The 18,900-nt window shown below is 32.6% G+C and carries 15 protein-coding genes; 12 read left to right on the plus strand and 3 right to left on the minus strand.

All coding sequences use genetic code 11. The annotated features are described in order from the left end of the window. Window positions 1–9: 9 nt before the first annotated feature. The 8 genes from DR980_RS00770 (at window position 10) to DR980_RS00805 (ending at window position 11,855) form a co-directional block, all read left to right on the plus strand. Window positions 10–2,400, plus strand: a complete 2,391-nt coding sequence (locus tag DR980_RS00770; RefSeq protein ID WP_113633362.1) for an LTA synthase family protein — start codon at window positions 10–12, stop codon at window positions 2,398–2,400. Beyond that, a complete protein-coding gene (locus DR980_RS00775) occupies window positions 2,397–3,662 on the plus strand; it encodes a YaiO family outer membrane beta-barrel protein (RefSeq protein WP_113633363.1) in 1,266 nt (421 codons plus the stop codon). Before DR980_RS00770 ends, DR980_RS00775 begins: the two co-directional genes overlap by 4 nt. Before the next feature lie 357 nt (window positions 3,663–4,019). After that, window positions 4,020–5,081: a HEAT repeat domain-containing protein gene (locus DR980_RS00780; protein ID WP_113633364.1), complete on the plus strand. Its 1,062-nt coding sequence runs from the start codon at window positions 4,020–4,022 to the stop codon at window positions 5,079–5,081. Continuing rightward, complete coding sequence (locus DR980_RS00785) at window positions 5,081–6,523, plus strand: glycosyltransferase (RefSeq protein WP_113633365.1); 1,443 nt, start codon at window positions 5,081–5,083, stop codon at window positions 6,521–6,523. Before DR980_RS00780 ends, DR980_RS00785 begins: the two co-directional genes overlap by 1 nt. Further along, window positions 6,520–7,791 carry a YaiO family outer membrane beta-barrel protein gene (locus DR980_RS00790; protein ID WP_113633366.1) on the plus strand — a complete coding sequence of 424 codons (1,272 nt, stop codon included), beginning with the start codon at window positions 6,520–6,522 and terminating at the stop codon, window positions 7,789–7,791. The genes DR980_RS00785 and DR980_RS00790 overlap by 4 nt, the downstream gene beginning before the upstream one ends. 69 nt (window positions 7,792–7,860) lie before the next feature. Then, window positions 7,861–10,032: a DUF4838 domain-containing protein gene (locus DR980_RS00795; protein ID WP_113633367.1), complete on the plus strand. Its 2,172-nt coding sequence runs from the start codon at window positions 7,861–7,863 to the stop codon at window positions 10,030–10,032. 10 nt (window positions 10,033–10,042) lie between these two features. Then, the gene (locus DR980_RS00800) at window positions 10,043–10,414 is read left to right on the plus strand and encodes a response regulator transcription factor (protein ID WP_113633368.1); all 372 of its coding nucleotides are present in this window, start codon (window positions 10,043–10,045) and stop codon (window positions 10,412–10,414) included. 88 nt (window positions 10,415–10,502) lie between these two features. Then, window positions 10,503–11,855: a DEAD/DEAH box helicase gene (locus DR980_RS00805; protein WP_113633369.1), complete on the plus strand. Its 1,353-nt coding sequence runs from the start codon at window positions 10,503–10,505 to the stop codon at window positions 11,853–11,855. Between the two features lie 60 nt (window positions 11,856–11,915). Here the strand turns inward: DR980_RS00805 and DR980_RS00810 are convergent, their stop codons facing one another. After that, entirely contained in the window at window positions 11,916–13,028 is a 1,113-nt protein-coding gene (locus DR980_RS00810; RefSeq protein ID WP_113633370.1) for a lactonase family protein, read from the minus strand. A 182-nt stretch (window positions 13,029–13,210) separates the two neighbouring features. Here DR980_RS00810 and DR980_RS00815 point away from each other — a divergent pair, with 182 nt between their 5' ends. The 4 genes from DR980_RS00815 (at window position 13,211) to DR980_RS00830 (ending at window position 17,511) form a co-directional block, all read left to right on the plus strand. Then, window positions 13,211–15,139 carry a vWA domain-containing protein gene (locus DR980_RS00815; protein WP_113633371.1) on the plus strand — a complete coding sequence of 643 codons (1,929 nt, stop codon included), beginning with the start codon at window positions 13,211–13,213 and terminating at the stop codon, window positions 15,137–15,139. A gap of 110 nt (window positions 15,140–15,249) precedes the next feature. Continuing rightward, entirely contained in the window at window positions 15,250–16,503 is a 1,254-nt protein-coding gene (locus tag DR980_RS00820; protein WP_113633372.1) for a dihydroorotase, read from the plus strand. Between the two features lie 4 nt (window positions 16,504–16,507). Continuing rightward, window positions 16,508–16,858 (plus strand): hypothetical protein, encoded by a 351-nt coding sequence (locus tag DR980_RS00825; RefSeq protein ID WP_113633373.1) that lies wholly within the window; start codon window positions 16,508–16,510, stop codon window positions 16,856–16,858. A gap of 5 nt (window positions 16,859–16,863) precedes the next feature. Next, window positions 16,864–17,511, plus strand: coding sequence for an alpha/beta hydrolase (locus tag DR980_RS00830; RefSeq protein ID WP_113633627.1), 648 nt, complete (start codon window positions 16,864–16,866; stop codon window positions 17,509–17,511). Between the two features lie 58 nt (window positions 17,512–17,569). Here the strand turns inward: DR980_RS00830 and DR980_RS00835 are convergent, their stop codons facing one another. Continuing rightward, on the minus strand, window positions 17,570–18,070 hold the full coding sequence (locus DR980_RS00835) for a hypothetical protein (RefSeq protein ID WP_113633374.1): 501 nt from the start codon (window positions 18,068–18,070) through the stop codon (window positions 17,570–17,572). A gap of 11 nt (window positions 18,071–18,081) precedes the next feature. Further along, on the minus strand, window positions 18,082–18,846 hold the full coding sequence (locus DR980_RS00840; RefSeq protein ID WP_113633375.1) for an MBL fold metallo-hydrolase: 765 nt from the start codon (window positions 18,844–18,846) through the stop codon (window positions 18,082–18,084). Window positions 18,847–18,900: the final 54 nt, after the last annotated feature.

Raw genomic sequence — 18,900 nt, forward strand, 5'->3', positions numbered from 1 at the left:
CACCTATAAATGGAAATAAAATTTACTTATAAAGACATTTTAGAATACCTATATGCAACGATTTCGTTAATCCTTGTTTTTTGCTTATTGAGTTTAATTGAAGTATTCAAAAATTTTGACACACTACCATTCGCATATAAAATATTAAATGATTTTTTCACGGGAACAGTAATCGGATTATTGTTTTTTCCGTTGTATTTAGTATTAAAATATATGAAAAATTCTTTGGGAATAATTGTCATCAAAGTACTATTTTCGGTTATTGCACTCATTCAACTTGGATTAATAGGATACAGCCTGACAACTCATATCAATCTTGGCGCAGATCTTTTAGGGTATTCTTTGAGTGATATGTACACTACTGTAACTGCATCTTTGTCCATTTCATTCCTTTTATTTTTACCTTTTATTGTTTTGCCTCTTGTCTATTTAGGACTCAATTGGTTGTTACATTTCTTTGGACATAAAATCAATCCTAAAATTTTACTTGTAGTTATATTTTTCTTTGGAAGTTTGACTTTAATAATCGCAGGAAGTAATAAACCAGCTACTCAAAACAAATTGAATTTTTTGTTGAGTGATATCATACGAGCTGAAAATGATAAATCTTTGGCTTCTCAAGGAAATGCTACTTTTAAAAAGGAATATCCTTTAGAACAATCCGCATTAAATACTAAGGATGTTCTGGCTCCATTTTTCAATATTAGTAAAGAAAAACCAAATGTTGTTTTTATAATTGTTGAAGGATTGGGAAGTGACTTTACGGATGATGGTGACTATAATGGTTTCACGCCTTATCTGGATTCCTTGACATCGAAATCGCTGTATTGGGAAAACTTTGTAAGTAATGCTGGCCGAACATTTGGCGCATTACCTTCTTTAATAGGTTCATTACCGTTTGGAGAAAACGGTTTCATGGAATTGAATCCATTACCCAAACACAATTCACTTATCAGTATTCTGAAATCAAATGGATACACTACCAATTATTTTTGTGGAGATGAATCCAGTTTTGATAGAAAAAGTAATTTCTTAGAATACAATGGTATTGATAAAATTATTGATATCAATAAATTTGGTCCCGGATATGTTAAAACAAAAGAGAACGCCGGTGGTTTTTCTTGGGGTTATCCGGATGCCGAAATATATCGTAAAACATTAGCTGAATTAAAAGATAATAAGCAACCCAGACTGGATATTATAATGACGCTTACTAATCACGAACCATTTGATTTCCCTTCTAAAAAAGCGTATTTAGAAAAAGTTGAAGGCATCTTAAAAACCAAATCATATTTCGAAAAAAACAAACTGAATGAATATAAAGACATATTTGCCTGTTTGCTGTACACCGATAATTCTATCCAAAATTTCATGGAAGCTTATGCTAAGCGACCTGATTATGCCAACACCATTTTTATAATCACAGGTGATCACAGGCTAATTCCGGTTCCGCAAAAAGATAATTTATCACGTTTTCATGTTCCCTTTTACATTTACAGCCCGATGCTAAAGAAAACGGCAAAATTCAAATCCATTTCTTCGCATAGTGATGTAACACCTAGTTTAGTTTCTTTTTTAACCAATAATTATAAATTCAATCCATTAGAAAAAACAACCTGGCTTGGTCAGGGACTGGACACTGTAAGACAATTTAGAAATGTTCACAGCATTCCGTTGATGCGATATAAAGGAAGTATCAATGATTATATTTATAAAGATTATTTCTATTCGGATGGAAATATGTTTAAAATTGATGAAAATTTCAATCTGAGTGAAACGGACAATGATATGACAGAAACAGTAAGCAGTTCTTTTATGGATTTTAAAAAATTAAATTCTTATTTGACTACAAAAAATAAAATCACTAACGCTGCCTCCAGTTTTAAGAAACCTACCTATACATTTAATGCTGAAGAATTCTCGACCATTAAAAAACTAACAAAAGGACTGGATCGCGATCAGATTTTCTTTTTGGCAAGAGATTTAGCATTCAAAAAAGAGCGCGAAAAAGCACGTTTATTGTGCAATTATATTTTGAATGACCTTCCAAACTATGGCGACGTGAGAACATTGAAAGGCAGAACATTAGCTTGGGATGGTGATTATAAAAATGCAGAAAAGGAATTATTGGAAGTAATCAGCAGAACCCCTTTTTATGGGGATTCCTATTTAGCGCTGATGGATGTTTACTGGTGGTCAGGCCAAAATAAAAAAGCAGTAGCTATTGGCAAACAAGCATTAGGGAATCAAATAAATGATGCGGAATTGGGCTATAAACTGGCTCAAGCATACAATAGAATGCAGAATTTTAAAGATTCAAACAGAATGATGGATAGCCTTCTGGCATTATATCCTAAAAATAATGAATACTCAAATTTTAAAAAATCCTTAAAAAAATGATGGCAAAAATAATTATAAAACTAACTTTTCTAGTCGTATTTTTTGGCAGCTTTCAAATGTCAGGACAAGAAATTAAATTTGATGGCGATCCGGACGCTTCTTTCGAAAATGCCCGTAATTTAGCTTTCAACCTACAACGGAAACAAGCGCAGGATACCTTATTATTTATCCTGACAAAATATCCTGATTACCATGATATCAGATCATTTTTGGCAACAACATATTCATGGGACGGTGAATATAAAAAAGCCCGAAAAGAATTTAATTATGTCCTCGAAAAAGACAAAGAAAATAAACCTACCTGGATAGCTGCCATAAAAAATGAATTGTGGGCTGACTTACCGTATGCCGCAATAGATATGACAAATAACGCTTTAAAAACATTTCCTGATGACTCCGAGCTGTTGTTATTAAAGGCTAGTGCGCAAGAAAACACAAATAATCCATTAGAAGCATTAAGCACAATTGAGTTAGTATTAGAGAAAAATCCTGACGATCAGAAAGCCAAAGATTATAAAGCAACTTTAAACAATGGCTTGAGCCGAAATGCCATTGGAATAACGGCATCGGTAGATCTTTATTCCGATGTTTTTGATCCAATGCAATATTATGCATTGATGTACAGGAGACAAACTAAATATGGAAGCATTATAGGAAGAGTAAATTACAATAGGAGATTCAACGAAAATGGATTGCAATATGAAGTGGATTTATATCCAAAAATTGCCAAAGGGCTTTATGCTTATGTAAATGTTGGGATTGCTAATACGTTCCTGTTTCCTGACGTAAAATATGGTGCTGAGTTATTCAAATCATTGCCTAAAAGCTTCGAAGTTTCATTAGGATTCCGAACCCTAAAGTACAGTACTACAACTAATATTTACACAGGATCAATAGGTTGGTATACTGGAAACAGTTATTTATCATTCCGTCCTTATTTTACTCCAGGAGAAACAGGAACCAGCAAATCCGGGACTTTCACTTACCGAAAATACCGAAGCGATGCTGATAACTATTTAGGTGTTGCTGTCAGTGTGGGGTTTTCTCCGGAAATTAATCAATTTAACATCAACGAAAATGCGGCAAAATTCGTTGATTTAGAATCTCAAAGAATCAATATGGGTTATTATTTTACCTCTGCAAATAAACAAAACGCTTGGGGAGCACAATTTGCAGTCTCACACCAAGAAATAATATTTGACCAAGGAAATTTCTTTTGGATTTATTCATTAGCGCTTTCGTGGGAATTGAAATTTAAATAAAAAATAGAGTTCTAATTTGACTTTTTAAATCCTTCTTTTGTACACTCAAAGGAAGGATTTTTTATTTACAATGAATTATAGTAAGTGTTTTATACAAGAAATCCATTTATTTCAAATAGGTTTTCATACGTAATTAGTATTAAAAATTGAATAAGACACCCAGTTTTAAGATTCTTAAAAAGCAATTTCTGTCCAAAATTTTAAACTACAGAATATTATAAAAAAAGTAAATTCTGTTGAAAACAAAACTACTTTTTTGGGTTTAGGTCTTTTTAAAGGATTTAATTGTACTACGTCGAAAATATTTCTTTACGCATTATTTTATTTGTAATATTATATTATAAAATACTGCTAATCATGGACTTAATAACTAACTACCTGCAATATTACATTATTCCATTCCTATTGTTTTCAACCTTATTATTGACAATTTTTTTATTGTTAAAAAGAATACGCTACGAACACAACAAACCTCGAAGAGAAGCAATAAGCAATAAAGCAGAGACTTTTTTGACGGAAATCATTCTCTCAGATCGGAACGACAAAAAATTCAGGACTAAACTATCTCTCTTTAAAGAAAAAATACCGCTGCATAAAACTTGGTGCAAAGAAATGATCATCAATGATATGATTCGTTTTAAGCACAGTTTAAAAGGAAAAGCATCGGAACAGATCAATGTTTTTTACCAAGCTTTGAATCTTGATAAATACTCCGCACGATTAATCCGTGATTTTAGAAGTTTTTATAAATGCGAGGGGTTTTATCATTTTCAGGCTTTAGATTATAAAAAAGGAAGTGCTTTGATAAAACCTTATCTGAGACACCCAAATATTGTGATTCGGTCTAATGCTAACATGGCTTACATCTCCTTATCTGAAAATCACATGGAAAGTTTGAAAGAACAATCGTCCGCTATATCGCATCTGAACATGATAAAAATAATGGATGTTTTACATGAAAAAAAAATCGCTATTCCTAAAAATATTGATGAATGGATTGAAACAGAAAACAATTCAGTCACGAAATTAGGGCTGAAAATAATGGTGTACTACAATTATAGAAAACAGGCCAAAGGAATTATTGCATTACTTTACAATGATGATGATACTTTAAAAAAAGAGTCGATTTTAGCAATTCGAGAGCTATTTCTGACAGAGGCTAAAACGGATTTGATACAACTTTTCAATAAAGTATCTCCCGATATTCAATTAGAAATTCTAGAAACACTAATTGTAATCGGTGATGAAAGTATAGTTCCTTTTTTAGAAAATACAATTCGGAAAGCGACCAATAAAGATGTAAAACTAAAAGCGGTTGCATGCCTGAACGAAATAGACAAAACAGAACTAGATCTAGTAGCGATCAATGATTTTGATATTACAAAAATGACAAAACATGTCAGAGAAATATACTTATAATGATAAACAGATTCACATATCAGCTTATCCATTTTTATGAAATATTCATTTCACTTTTCTCACTTACCTATATTTTATTCTACGTTTTACTTTCCATTCTTTCCTATTTTGCTATACTAAAACATCTTAGATACCAAAAATATATTTCGGAAGATATTCTTATAAGATCAAATCATTTGCTAGGCGTATCCATTGTTGCTCCAGCTTTTAATGAGGGAGTCAGCATCGTTTATAATGTAAAATCATTATTGTCACTGACCTATCCAAAATATGAAATCATTATTGTCAATGATGGAAGTACAGATGACACGTTAACTAAATTGATCACGGAATTTGAATTAGTAAAAATTGATTTCTATTATCAGGAAAAAATTGTGACCAGACCGGTGCGAGGACATTATAAATCTACCAATCCCATATATTCTAAACTTATGGTCGTGGATAAAGAAAACGGAAAAAGTAAAGCGGATGGATCCAATGCAGGAATAAATTCGTCACAATATCCTTTGTTTCTCTGTACTGATGTCGATTGCATTCTCAAAAGAGATACAATTCTAAAATTAGCAAAGCCATTTATGGAAAATGAAACCCGAGTAATTGCAACGGGTGCCGGAATCAGAATATCGAATTCCTGTGAGGTAAAAGATGGTTTTTTGCATAAAGTGCATTTCCCTAAAGACTGGTACCCTAGATTTCAGGAATTAGAATATGTTCGCTCGTTTCTTTTTGGCAGAATGGCTTGGAGTCAAATCAACGGTTTACTTTTAGTTTCTGGCGGATTAGGAATGTTTGACAAAGAAATAGCCATTAAAGTAGGCGGTTATTGGCATAAATCGTTAGGCGAAGATATGGAACTGATCACCCGAATGAGAAAACACATGCATGAAAGGAAGCAAAAATTCTTAATTAAATATATTCCGGAATCATTGTGCTGGACTGAAGTTCCAGAAACAAGAGAAGTATTGCTAAGACAACGCACCAGATGGGCCAGAGGACTTGTTCAAACGCTGTTCCTACACCGAAAAATGTTTTTAAATCCCAAATATGGTAAAACAGCATTCTTGATTTTGCCCTTTTTCTTTGTGTTTGAATTCTTAGTGCCAATAGTTGAATTACTTGGAGTTATAGCACTGATTATAGGATTTTTGAACCACGCCGTAAATATTGAATATCTCGTAACTATGGGCTTGTTTGTCTATATATTTTATTTACTGATTACGCTAATATCTATCCTAATTGATGATTTATTGTACAAAAGCTACGCTAATTACAAAGAATTAACAATCTTGATTTTCATGGCCATTATAGAACCATTTGTATACCATCCTTTGAATGTATACGCATCATTAAAGGGTTATTGGTTCTTTTTTAGACAAACAGAACAAAAATGGGGCGTTATGATTCGAAAAGGATTTGCAACAACTGAAAAAGTAACATCATGATTCTAAACAAAATTTTGAATACCGCCAGTTTTTTAATTTTTTTATTGTTTCTGTCTAACCCAGATTTATCAGCTCAAAAAATTGATTCTGATAGTCTGCTCACGGTTATTATAAAAGACATGCAAACCAATAAAAACTATGAAAAAAACATTGAAAGAGCTTTATTAGGAAAAAAAATTGCACCTGCGTATTTAGACTACTATTTACTTTTGGGAAGAAACTATGATTTACTTCAAAAAAAAGACAGCGCTAGATATTATTACAACTATTACATCGAAAAAAATCCTGATAATGAAGATACTTTCAACTATTTAATCAATCTTGAATTAGAAGAAAAAAATTACAATAACGCTTTAGTTACAATAGACCAAGCCATTGCGAAACATCCTGAAAATAAAAACTTCGAACAAAAAAAACTCACTGTATACCAATTACAAAAGGATAGAAAAAAAGAATATGAATATTTAAAAACATTACAAGCAAAAAATCCCAATGATGATGCCGTGACACAACTTATTTATCAGCTGGAATCAAAGCTTAAATCAGATCGAGCAGGTGTCAATTACAGTTTTACTACTTTCGACAGAAAAGGATACGGACCGTGGCATTTACTGGGTTTTCAATACATAAGGGAGCGTCAGTGGGGTTCTTTGATTGGACGAATTAATTATGCTGATCGCTTGTCCTCCGGGCAAAGTATTGCAAATGGAATTCAATATGAAGCCGAATCGTATTTTTTTACCGGCAAAAACAATTATTCCTATGTAAGCGCAACATTCAGTAAGGATCTTGTTTTTCCAGAAATAAGATTGGGATATTCTTTTTATCAGAATTTTAAAAAAGGTTGGGAAGGCGATTTAGGTCTCCGTTATTTAAAAACCCAAGATGGCACTGAATTTAATACTGTAGTTATTGGTATCGGGAAATACATAGCATCCTACTGGATTAATCTGAGAACTTTTATTCAAAAAGACCAACAAGAGTACTATCCTGCAGTAACATTGACTATGCGATATTATTTTGATACCCGATTTGATTACGTAACTTTAACCTCTGGTTATGGTTCTTCTCCGGAAGAGCGAACTACGTTAGGACAATTCAAAGAGCGAATCTCACTAGATTCGTATCGCATAGGTGCCGGATATTACAACATGTTCAACAATCATTACATAATGGGAATTCAACTCACCTATAATCAACAAGAATACGTTCGAAACTTAACACAAAATGAATTGGAGCTATCGTTAATGTTCCAATATAAATTCTAAAATATGTTTAATAAACAGTTGAACTTGATTTACTTTCTGTTTTTTTTGGTTCTTTTTAACTTCAAAACTATGGCTCAATCTAACATTATTATTGAGAATAAACCTGGGGAGGAAAATGCTATTGAATTCATCAACGAAAATGCAAAACCAGCTGCAAACATTTTAAAAAAGTATTTAGACAAAAGCTTTTCTAATCCTTTTATCATTCAAGGCAGTAGCGAAAATAATGGAAAATTGAAAGCAGCTATTCATCTCCAAATTACAAATTCTAAAAATAAAAAGGACAAAAACAGTTTCAGCATCAAAAGTGATGATGCCACTATTTTTTTGGCTGCAGCCAATGAAAAACTGCTTCGATACGCCGTTTATACTTTACTTGAAAATTGGGGATTTAGAAAATTCACTTCGAAAGATCTTTATATTCCAAAATTAAATCGTGTTGTTTTTCCAAAAAACACAACCCAAATACATAATCCTTCATTTGAATATCGGGTACTTTTTTATCCAGATGCTTTTGATGAAGATTTCCGCGATTGGCATAAATTAGATTGGCATTTGGACGATTTCAGTATTTGGGGACATTCATTTCATACACTTTTACCACCAAAAGAATTTTTCAAAACAAATTCTGATTTTTTTGCTTTATACGAAGGGAAACGAAGACCGGAATCACTTTGCATGACTAACGAAACTGTCGTTAATAATGTCATAAAAAAAATGACTCAAATTATTACTGACAATCCTAAAGCATCATTTATATCAGTTAGTCAAAATGATGACGCCGTATATTGTGAGTGCGATAAATGCAAATCATTGAATGAAAAACATGGAGGACCGCAAGGCTCTCTTTACTTTTTCATGAATAAAATTGCAAAACATTTTCCGAAAACAAAAATTGCTACACTGGCGTATCAACACACCTACAAAGCACCAACTAATTTAAAAATACAATCGAATATTTACACTTTATTTTGCCCTATCGAATTGAACAGAGGAAAATCGATACAGAACGATCCTGCAAACAAATCCTTTATCAAAATATTACAAAACTGGGGCAAAACGGCTTCCAACTTGTATTTATGGGATTATACCGTGCAATTTTCAAACTATTTATCTCCTTTTCCTAACATCAATACCTTTTCAGATAATTATAAACTTTTCAAACAAAATAATGTCAAAGGATTATTTGTCCAAGGTTACGCTGATGTTCCCGGAGATTTTTCGGAATTAAGACAATATCTTTTAGCTAAATTATTATGGAATACCGAAATAGATATTGAATCAACAACCGACGATTTTTTAAGAGGTTTTTACGGAAATGCGGCATCTTCAATTAAAGAATATTTAAATCTCTTGTCCAAAAACCAAGAAAATTCGAATCGTACATTAGACATTTATTCTGGACCTATTCAAAGTAGAAATACCTTTCTATCTCCAAAAGCGATGGATCAATATGATCAATTATTGGACGAAGCTTCCATATCCGTAAATGAAGATCCTGTTTTATATTCCCGAGTAAAAAAATTACGTCTTGCATTAGAATATGTGTTTTTTGAGCAATCAAAGTATTACGGGAAAGAGCAACACGGGATGTTTATCGTCAATGCCAATGGTGAAAAGGAAGTAAAACCCGGCCTCAATGAAAGAGTGTCGAAATTCGCTGAAGCGTGCAATGAATTTGGAATTTACGAAATGAGCGAAGACGGATTATCACCTGACCAATATTACAAGAATTGGTTGGAAATAACTAAAAATACGGCAACACATCTTGGAGAAAAACTAGAAATTAATTTTCTGACACCGCCAGCAACAGAATACTCAGGAAAAGGAAGTGCGGGATTTGTTGATGGAATAAATGGCCACAAAGATTACAACATCAACTGGATAGGATGGTATGGAAACGATCCTGAAATAGAGATAATTACAAAAAATTTAGATTTTAATCGTATAAAGATGCACTTTTTAGATAATCAAAGAAATTGGATTTTTCTACCACAAAAAATCACAATATTTGGATATAAAAACAAAAAATGGAACGTGATAACTGAAAAAAAATTCGTAAATTTAATAGAAAATTATGAAGTAAAAACTAATGAAATAGAGATTACGGATAAAAGTTTCAGCACTTTTGAAAAAATAAAATTGGTCGTACAGAATCAGGAAGATTTACCAAGTTGGAGAAAACAGAAAAACAAAAAACCGATGGTAATGATTGATGAGATTGAACTTTACAACAAATAAAATAGCTCAAATGAACAGCGATAAAAAAATACTAATTATTGAAGATGATGAGTTAATGATTAAAATCCTCACATTCATACTAAATAAAGAAGGATATCAGTTGAGCGTAATTAGAGATGGTCTCAGTGCTATTGAACAATTACACACCATAAATCCTGATATGGTTATCACTGATTTATTATTGCCGTATAAATCAGGATTAGAAGTAATTAACTTTGTAAAAAGTAATTACGAAAATAAAGCTATAATTGCGTTATCGTCTTTGGGAGAAGAGGAACATTCTGTTAGCGAAGCATTTAAACTTGGCGCCGATGATTTCATTGCAAAACCTTTTAATCCAAACGAATTAGTATTACGAGTGAAGCGATTATTAAATCATTAATTCATATATGATGCTAAAATAGCCTCAGAAAAATGTTGATTTTGAGCATTACTTTCAAAAAGACTATCTTTGCAAAAAATTTAAGCAAATGACTACTTTTGAGCAATTCAACCTTCCGAAATCCGTACAAAAAGCGATTGATGATTTAGGATTCACTACTCCCACTCCAATTCAGGAAAAAACTTTTTCTGTGATCATGTCCGGAAGAGATATGATGGGAATCGCTCAAACTGGTACCGGTAAAACATTTGCTTACCTATTGCCCTTGTTAAAACTATATAAATTCACTCCAGGACATACACCAAAAATAGTAATTCTGGTTCCTACACGCGAACTTGTAGTTCAAGTTGTGGAAGAAGTTGAAAAACTGACAAAATACATGTCGGTTCGAACTATTGGGATTTTTGGTGGTGTGAATATTAATACTCAAAAAACGACCGTTTATCAAGGTTGCGACATATTAGTGGGAACTCCAGGAAGAATCATGGACTTAACACTGGACAATGTCATTCGTTTTGAAGAGATGCAAAAACTGGTCATCGATGAGTTTGATGAAATGCTAAATTTAGGATTTCGTACGCAATTGACTGCTATCTTAGCGATGATGCCAAAAAAACGTCAAAACATCCTTTTTTCGGCTACAATGACGGATGAAGTAGATGCAATTTTGAATGATTATTTTGATTATCCGGAAGAAGTTACGCTTTCCGCTTCAGGAACACCATTGGAAAACATCAAACAATTATCCTATCAAGTTCCTAATTTCAATACCAAAATAAACCTACTGAAACACTTGTTGCATAATAACGAGGATATGAGTCGTGTTCTGGTATTTGTCAATAATAAAAAGATTTCGGATATGGTTCTCGAGCGAATCGAAGAAGATTTTGACGGTCAGTTTGGAGTAATTCACTCTAATAAATCACAAAATTATCGTTTGAGTACGATGGCTTTGTTCCAAGAAGGAAATTTACGTGGTTTGATTACCACAGATATTATGGCCAGAGGTTTAGACATTTCGAATATTACACACGTAATCAATTTTGAAATGCCAGAAATGCCAGAATTATATATGCACAGAATTGGTAGAACTGGTCGTGCTGATGCTTCAGGAACCGCAATAAGTTTTATCGCGCCTCGCGAAGAAGAGTTCAAAGTAGAGGTCGAAGTACTGATGAATATGGAATTGGCAATTGAGCCTTTCCCGGAAACCGTTGAAGTTTCATCCAAATTAATAGAGCCTGAAAAAGACAGACAACCGATTAAGTTTTTGATGAAAAAACAGAAACTTGATGGAGATGGAGCTTTTCAGGAGAAAAGTAAAAAGAATAAGAAAGTCAATTTGGGTGGACCTGGTGTTACCAAAAAGAAAACACATGGTTCTGTAAATAGAAACATGCTAAAAACCAGAGACAAAAAGAGAAAAGACAAGAACAAATAGTAAAGTAAAAAAGGCTAAAAATGACAATCATTTTTAGCCTTTTTTCTTTGACTGTATTTATTAATTCTTGGTAAAAACCAAGCATACAGGAGAACATAAAGCAATTTTTTTACCAGTATCAGTAAGTAATCCGGTCTTTTTACTTCTTTTAAAAATTACCACGTCATTGGTATATTGATGTGCTATTAAAAGAAATTTACCTGTTGGATCAATCGCAAAATTTCTAGGTCCTTTTCCCAAAGTACTGGTTTTTCCTTTCAATACTAATTTTCCATTTTTTAGAATTTTAAAAATTGTAATGTTATTGGCTTCACCGCGATTAGACGCATATAAAAACTTCCCGTCAGGCGAAATATGGATATCCGCAGAACTGAACGTTCCTTTGAAATCTTTAGCTAAAATAGTCGTTTCGTCAATCTTCTTTAATATTCCGTTGGAGTAACTAAATACCGTTAACGCACCGTCTAATTCCTGTAATAGGTAAACAAACTTTCCATTTTTACTGAATGTCAAATGTCTGGGTCCACTACCAGATTTTACTGAAATACTGTCTTTCAGTTCTAAAACAGTATGTTCAGCATTAGGATTATAGCCATAGGAATACACTTTATCATTCCCTAAATCGTTAGACAAAACAAACTTTTTATCTGGAGAAAAATGAACCATATGCACATGAGGACCTTCTTGTCTTTGCTTGTTAATTCCTTTTCCATAATGCTGGATTACTTGCTTTGCTGCAGTAAGACTTCCATCATTATTTTTACCAAAAATGGAAACATTCCCACCAGAATAATTGGCAACAATTACATTTTTATCATCGTTTATAATGTAACAAGGATCAGCACCTTTTGAACTTTGCTTGTTGATTAAGTCTAATTTTCCGCTTGCTGGATTATAACTAAAAGAACTTACCGTACTTTCGGCACCAAATTCATTTACGGAATAAACAAAATTATTATCTTTTGAAACCGTCAAATAACTTGGATTTATAACTTTTTCAGTCGCATTTTTAAAACTGAAATCACCTGTCTTTGAATCAAAATCATATACATAAATTCCTTTGCTATCGCAGCTTTGAGTGTAGGTTCCAATGAGTAAATTGAATTTATTTTTTTGTGCCTGAACACTTGTAAAAATGAAAATTAGTAGAACAATAGCAAACGGCTTTTTCATGTTTTTAAATTTTATTGAAAAGCTAAAATACACATTATATCAATAATGAATGTCAATTGTTTATTCCTTTGAAAAATTATAACAACTTCAACTAAAACTGTCAACAAATTTGTATTTTTGACTCACGAAATTCAATGAACTTCATTGAAAATAAAATCCAGTGAAGTAAACTCAACCTCAGAATGCATTTTAAACATCCCGAAATTTTATACTTTCTGTTCTTGTTGATTGTTCCAATTTTGGTTCATTTATTTCAATTACGCCGTTTCAAAAAAGAATATTTCACTAATGTTCGTTTCTTAAAAGCACTTTCAATTCAAACCAGAAAAAGCTCTAAAATCAAGAAATGGCTTCTTCTCGGCTGTCGTTTATTGCTATTAATTTGCATTATTTTAGCATTTGCCCAGCCTTTTTTTAAGTCCAAAGACAGCAAAAATGCCAACAATGAATTGTATATCATTTTGGACAATTCTTTTAGTATGCAAGCCAAAGGCAAAAAAGGGGAATTGCTAAAACGAGCTGTTCAGGAATTACTAGAAGAAACTCCGGAAAACTTCAATTTTTCTTTGCTCACCAATTCCGAAAATTATTGGAACACGGATATAAAGTCGGTTCGTAGTGCCTTGCAAAATCTAAAATACAGTGCTACTCCGTTCCAATTGGACAATATAATGGCCAAAATAAAAGCGCATAAATCAGCTTTTAAAAAAGATATCGTTATCATTACCGATGCTATTGGTCTTGATGAAAAACAATTGAAAAATAGTGATGTAACTGATTCTCCTTTATTCATAATCCCAAAAGCAGAACAAAAAAACAATGTTTCTATTGACAGCGTTTTCATCAATAAAACATTGGACAATTTTTATGAAATTAGCGTCCAAATATCCGGTTATGGAGATGATTTCAAACCGATTCCAATTTCTCTATACAATGAAAATAAGCTTATTGCTAAAACGATAGTAACTTTAGAAACAAAGAAAAAAAATCTCAACTTTACCATTCCAAAGCAAGCTTTTCATGGTTATTTTTCAATAGTTGACAATGGATTGACTTATGATAACACGTTATATTTTAGCATTTCTAAAACTAAGAAAACCAATATTATCAGTATTGGAGAACCGGTAAAAAGCAACTTCCTTTCCCGAATTTACACCAGTGAAGAATTCAATTTTAACAATTATACTTTAAGTACTTTAGACTACAATAAACTGGAAGAACAAGACGCAATTGTTCTCAATGAATTAGATGAAATTCCTCAAGCTTTAGCGACCACATTAAAATCTTTTGTAGAAAAAGGCGGCAATTTAATTGTAATTCCTTCGGCGATAAGTTCCATTACCAATATGAATTCTTTTATTTCGAATTTTGGAAATCTTAGATTCAATTCTTTAGAAAACAGAGAAAAGCTGATTAATAAAATCAACTTCAATCATCCAATATTCAATAGCGTTTTTGAAAATAAAGTGACTAATTTTCAATATCCAAAAACTAAAAGTTCATTTATAATATCCAGTTCCAGTTCTGCTGCTTTGTCTTATGAGGACCAAAGTGTTTTCTTGACATCGATAACAAATTCGGTTTCAGCAGTTGCCGTTTTTGCAGCTCCTATCAATACCGAAAATTCTAATTTTCAGCAATCTCCATTAATTGTGCCTACATTTTACAAGATGGCGATGAACAATCAAAACAACGGTGTAAATGCTTTGACAATTGGAAATAACAACCCTCATTTGACAGAAGCATCCTTAAACAAAGACGCTATTTTAACAGTAAAAGGCTCAGATGAACAATTTATTCCTATTCAACAAATTCTGAATAATAAAGTCAAAATGACTTTCAATGATTATCCGGAACAAGCAGGAAATTTTAGCATTTACAATAAAAAAGAATGGATTGAAAACATCAGTTTTAATTATAACAGAACTGAAAGTGATTTGGCTTCAGCCAATGACAATATTCTTTCTGACTATAAAACAATCGAATCCATCCCATCGCTATTTGATACTTTACAAACTGACAGAACTGACAATCAAATTTGGAAATGGTTTGTTATCTTTGCACTGTTATTTCTGATTAGCGAAATGGCAATTATACGATTCGTAAAGTAAATAACGGAGGTCAAATACTTGAAAAAATAAATGTGAAATTTGTCTGGTTGCAAAAGTTAATGCAGTAATACGAATTCCATATTCCATTAAAAAATAAATATTATCTACATATGAAATTAATCATCAGAGGCGCCAAAATTATCGATTCAAAAAGTCCTTTTCATAATAAGACTGCAGATATTTTAATTGTTGATGGTTTTATAAAAAAAATTGGAACATCACTTCCAAATCCAGATAAAGCAGACGAAATAAAACTTGATAATTTACACGTTTCACAAGGCTGGTTTGACAGCAGCGTTTCTCTTGGAGAACCTGGTTTTGAAGACCGAGAAACCATAGCAAACGGACTTACTGTTGCTGCCAAAAGTGGTTTTACAGCAATCGCACTACAGCCCTACTCCTTCCCTATTATTGACAATCAATCTCAAGTGAATTTTGTTTTGAATAAAGCACAAGGATTTGCAACTCAACTGTATCCTATTGGCGCTTTGAGCAAAGAAAGTGCGGGAAAAGACATGGCAGAATTGTATGATATGAAAAAAGCCGGAGCAGTTGCTTTTGGCGATTATAATAAAAGTTTAGATAATGCTAATTTGTTAAAAATCGCTTTACAATACGTTCAGGATTTTGATGGATTGATTCTTGCTTTTTCCCAAGACGAAAATATAAAAGGAAACGGAGTGGCAAATGAAGGTATAGTTTCTACCCGATTGGGTTTGAAAGGAATTCCAAATCTTGCCGAAGAATTACAAATCGCAAGAAATTTATTCCTGTTAGAATATACCGGAGGAAAACTTCACATTCCGACAATTTCTACTAAAAAATCAGTTCAGTTAATCAAAGAGGCTAAAGCCAACGGACTTCATGTAACGTGCAGTGCTGCTGTGCATCATTTGGTTTTAACCGATGAAAAACTGGAAGGTTTTGATACGCGTTATAAAGTTTCGCCGCCACTTAGAACTGAAACCGACAGAAAGGCTTTGTTGAAAGGTATAAAAGACGGAACCATTGATATGATTACATCTGACCATAATCCGATAGATATTGAACACAAGAAAATGGAATTTGACGGTGCCAAAAATGGAACAATTGGAATGGAAAGTGCTTTTGGAGCTTTGATGACTGTATTGCCATTAGAAACCGTAATAGATAAATTGACCTCCGGAAAAACAACTTTTGGAATCGAAACAGAAACGATTAATGAAGGTTCAAAAGCAAATATTACCTTATTTAATCCTGAACCAAAAAGCATTTTTACAAAATCATCTATTTTATCCAAATCTAAAAATTGTGCTTTTCTAGGTGCTGAAATAAAAGGAAAAGTATACGGAATTGTGAATCAAGGAAAATTAATTTTAGCATAGAAAAATGAATAATAATAATAATAATAATAATAATAATAATTCAGAGTCCGGTAAAACTGCCGCGATTACCAGTTATATCTTGGGAATCGGTGTTTTTATAGCAATGTCAATAAATTCAGAGGATAAAAATGCATTTGCTTCTTTTCACATCCGACAAGGACTAGGACTTACCTTAACATTCATATCATTGGGATTAATCATCAGCAATTTTGACAGCTTGATGATATCCGCTCCCATGTGGATTTTCGTATTTGTTTTATGGTCGTATGGCATTACAAGTGCTATAAAAGGAGAAACAAAACCAGTTCCATTATTAGGGGCTTATTATCAAAAATGGCTATCAAACATATCATAATTACAATGAATTTATCTTTAGAATACAAAATAAGAGAACCAAAAATAAAATTAGACAAGAATCCTCTAATCCTTTTATTGCATGGATACGGAAGCAATGAAGAAGATTTATTTTCATTTGCTACTGAACTTCCGGAAGAATATTACATTATTTCAGCGCGTGCGCCTTATGATATGCAATACGGTGCTTTTGCTTGGTACGCCATTAACTTTGATGCGGACGAAAACAAATTTTCTGACCACGAACAAGCTAAAGTTTCTAGGGATTTAATAGCTGGATTTATTGATGAGTTAATTGCCAATTATCCAATTGATGAGAAACAAATTGCTTTAGTTGGCTTCAGCCAAGGCGCTATTTTGAGTTACGCAGTTGCACTTTCTTATCCTGAAAAAGTTCAGAAAGTAGTAGCTATGAGCGGGTATTTAAATTTAGAAATTGTATCTGAGGATTACCTAAAAAACAACTTTACTAACCTGAAAATATTTGCTTCACACGGAACGGTAGATCAGGTAATTCCAGTAGAATGGGCAAGAAAAACGCCTGCAATAGTAGAAAATTTAGGAATAAATTTAACCTATAAAGAATATCCAATTGGTCATGGAGTTGCTCCACAGAACTTTTATGACTTCAAAAACTGGCTTCAGGAAAAATAAATTTCAGTAATCAGTCGCAGTTTTCAGGGTATACTATCTGAAAACTTCGACCAATTATTTATTTCTGATACAACAGCGATTGATTCACTTCAAAAGAAATGCTTTCATCAGGATTGACAAAGTATTTTAACAAAACTTCGCCCCAAATTTCACCATCACTATAATCCGCAATAATCCATCTGTGGTTTAATATTCTTACTTTGTTAATAATAAATTTATTAGTCCCAATTTGGTCTTGACCGGTATAAGGATTTCCTTTTGGGTTGGCGTTAAAATCCAATAATTTTTCAGTGACAACCGGAATTAATTTTTCGAATTGAATCATTTTATCTCCATTTCCTGGATCAAAATAATTCTGCGCATTTTCATTCTTTTCTAAAGAAAAATAGTTGGCATCCACTAACTGATTCGAAACTAAGCTTAAACTGTCTCTTAATTTTTTTGTGGTTTTATCGTATCTATTTTGTTCAAATGTAACCTGTTTGCTTAAAAACATGTAGGTAAAAACAGTTGAAAGCACAGCCAAAATAGTTAGATAAAGGAATAATGATTTTTTCATTTTAAATAAAATTAAATTGTAATTTCTAAATTATCGTAGGCCAGAAAGACGTTATCCGGAAGATTTTTTTGAACTTCTTCATGGTATCCCATAATGTGACTAATGTGAGTGAGATACGCTTTTTTGGGTTGCACCAAAGTTATAAAATCCAACGCTTCTTTCAAATTGAAATGCGTATCATGAGGTTCTTCCCGCAAAGCATTTATAACCAATACTTTTAGATTTTTCAGTTTTGCAATTTCACTGTTTTCTATAGTTTTCACATCTGTTAAATAGGCAAAATCATCTATTCGATACCCAAAAACCTGAAGATTTCCATGCATCACATTTATAGGAACAGCTGTTTTATTTCCAATTGAAAAGGATTGATTATTGACCACTTCGATAGTTTGCACAGATGGCGCACCGGGATATTTATTTACTGTTTCAAAAACGTAATCAAAACGTTTTCTCAAATTATGAATCACTCTCTGGTGTGCATAAATTGGGATTTCTCCTTGTTTAAAATTAAAAGGACGAATATCATCAATTCCTGCCGTGTGATCTGAGTGTTCGTGGGTAAAAAGAATTCCGTCTACTTTCTGACAATTTGAGGAGAGCATTTGTTGTCTGAAATCAGGTCCGCAATCGATAACAAAAGAGTAATTTTCCCAAGAAATCCATACCGAAACTCGCAGTCTTTTATCTTTAAAATCAGTGCTTTTACAAACGGGATGATTGCTCCCGATAACAGGAATCCCTTGTGACGTACCAGTTCCTAAAAAATATACCTTCAACTTTCTTTATTTTATTTGCAAAAATAGGGTTAATTCTCTTTCATTAGAAACCTA

It is taken from the genome of Flavobacterium psychrolimnae (genome assembly GCF_003312425.1).
Classification (GTDB): Bacteria; Bacteroidota; Bacteroidia; order Flavobacteriales; family Flavobacteriaceae; genus Flavobacterium; species Flavobacterium psychrolimnae.

Excerpts from the sequence above, each read along its gene's own strand:
- DR980_RS00835 (WP_113633374.1), bottom strand. The coding sequence starts at position 18,070 with ATGAAAAAATCATTATTCCTTTATCTAACTATTTTGGCTGTGCTTTCA.
- DR980_RS00820 (WP_113633372.1), top strand. The coding sequence starts at position 15,250 with ATGAAATTAATCATCAGAGGCGCCAAAATTATCGATTCAAAAAGTCCT.
- DR980_RS00825 (WP_113633373.1), top strand. The coding sequence starts at position 16,508 with ATGAATAATAATAATAATAATAATAATAATAATAATTCAGAGTCCGGT.
- DR980_RS00810 (WP_113633370.1), bottom strand. The coding sequence starts at position 13,028 with ATGAAAAAGCCGTTTGCTATTGTTCTACTAATTTTCATTTTTACAAGT.
- DR980_RS00775 (WP_113633363.1), top strand. The coding sequence starts at position 2,397 with ATGATGGCAAAAATAATTATAAAACTAACTTTTCTAGTCGTATTTTTT.
- DR980_RS00785 (WP_113633365.1), top strand. The coding sequence starts at position 5,081 with ATGATAAACAGATTCACATATCAGCTTATCCATTTTTATGAAATATTC.
- DR980_RS00830 (WP_113633627.1), top strand. The coding sequence starts at position 16,864 with ATGAATTTATCTTTAGAATACAAAATAAGAGAACCAAAAATAAAATTA.
- DR980_RS00795 (WP_113633367.1), top strand. The coding sequence starts at position 7,861 with ATGGCTCAATCTAACATTATTATTGAGAATAAACCTGGGGAGGAAAAT.
- DR980_RS00780 (WP_113633364.1), top strand. The coding sequence starts at position 4,020 with ATGGACTTAATAACTAACTACCTGCAATATTACATTATTCCATTCCTA.
- DR980_RS00770 (WP_113633362.1), top strand. The coding sequence starts at position 10 with ATGGAAATAAAATTTACTTATAAAGACATTTTAGAATACCTATATGCA.
- DR980_RS00790 (WP_113633366.1), top strand. The coding sequence starts at position 6,520 with ATGATTCTAAACAAAATTTTGAATACCGCCAGTTTTTTAATTTTTTTA.
- DR980_RS00800 (WP_113633368.1), top strand. The coding sequence starts at position 10,043 with ATGAACAGCGATAAAAAAATACTAATTATTGAAGATGATGAGTTAATG.
- DR980_RS00805 (WP_113633369.1), top strand. The coding sequence starts at position 10,503 with ATGACTACTTTTGAGCAATTCAACCTTCCGAAATCCGTACAAAAAGCG.
- DR980_RS00815 (WP_113633371.1), top strand. The coding sequence starts at position 13,211 with ATGCATTTTAAACATCCCGAAATTTTATACTTTCTGTTCTTGTTGATT.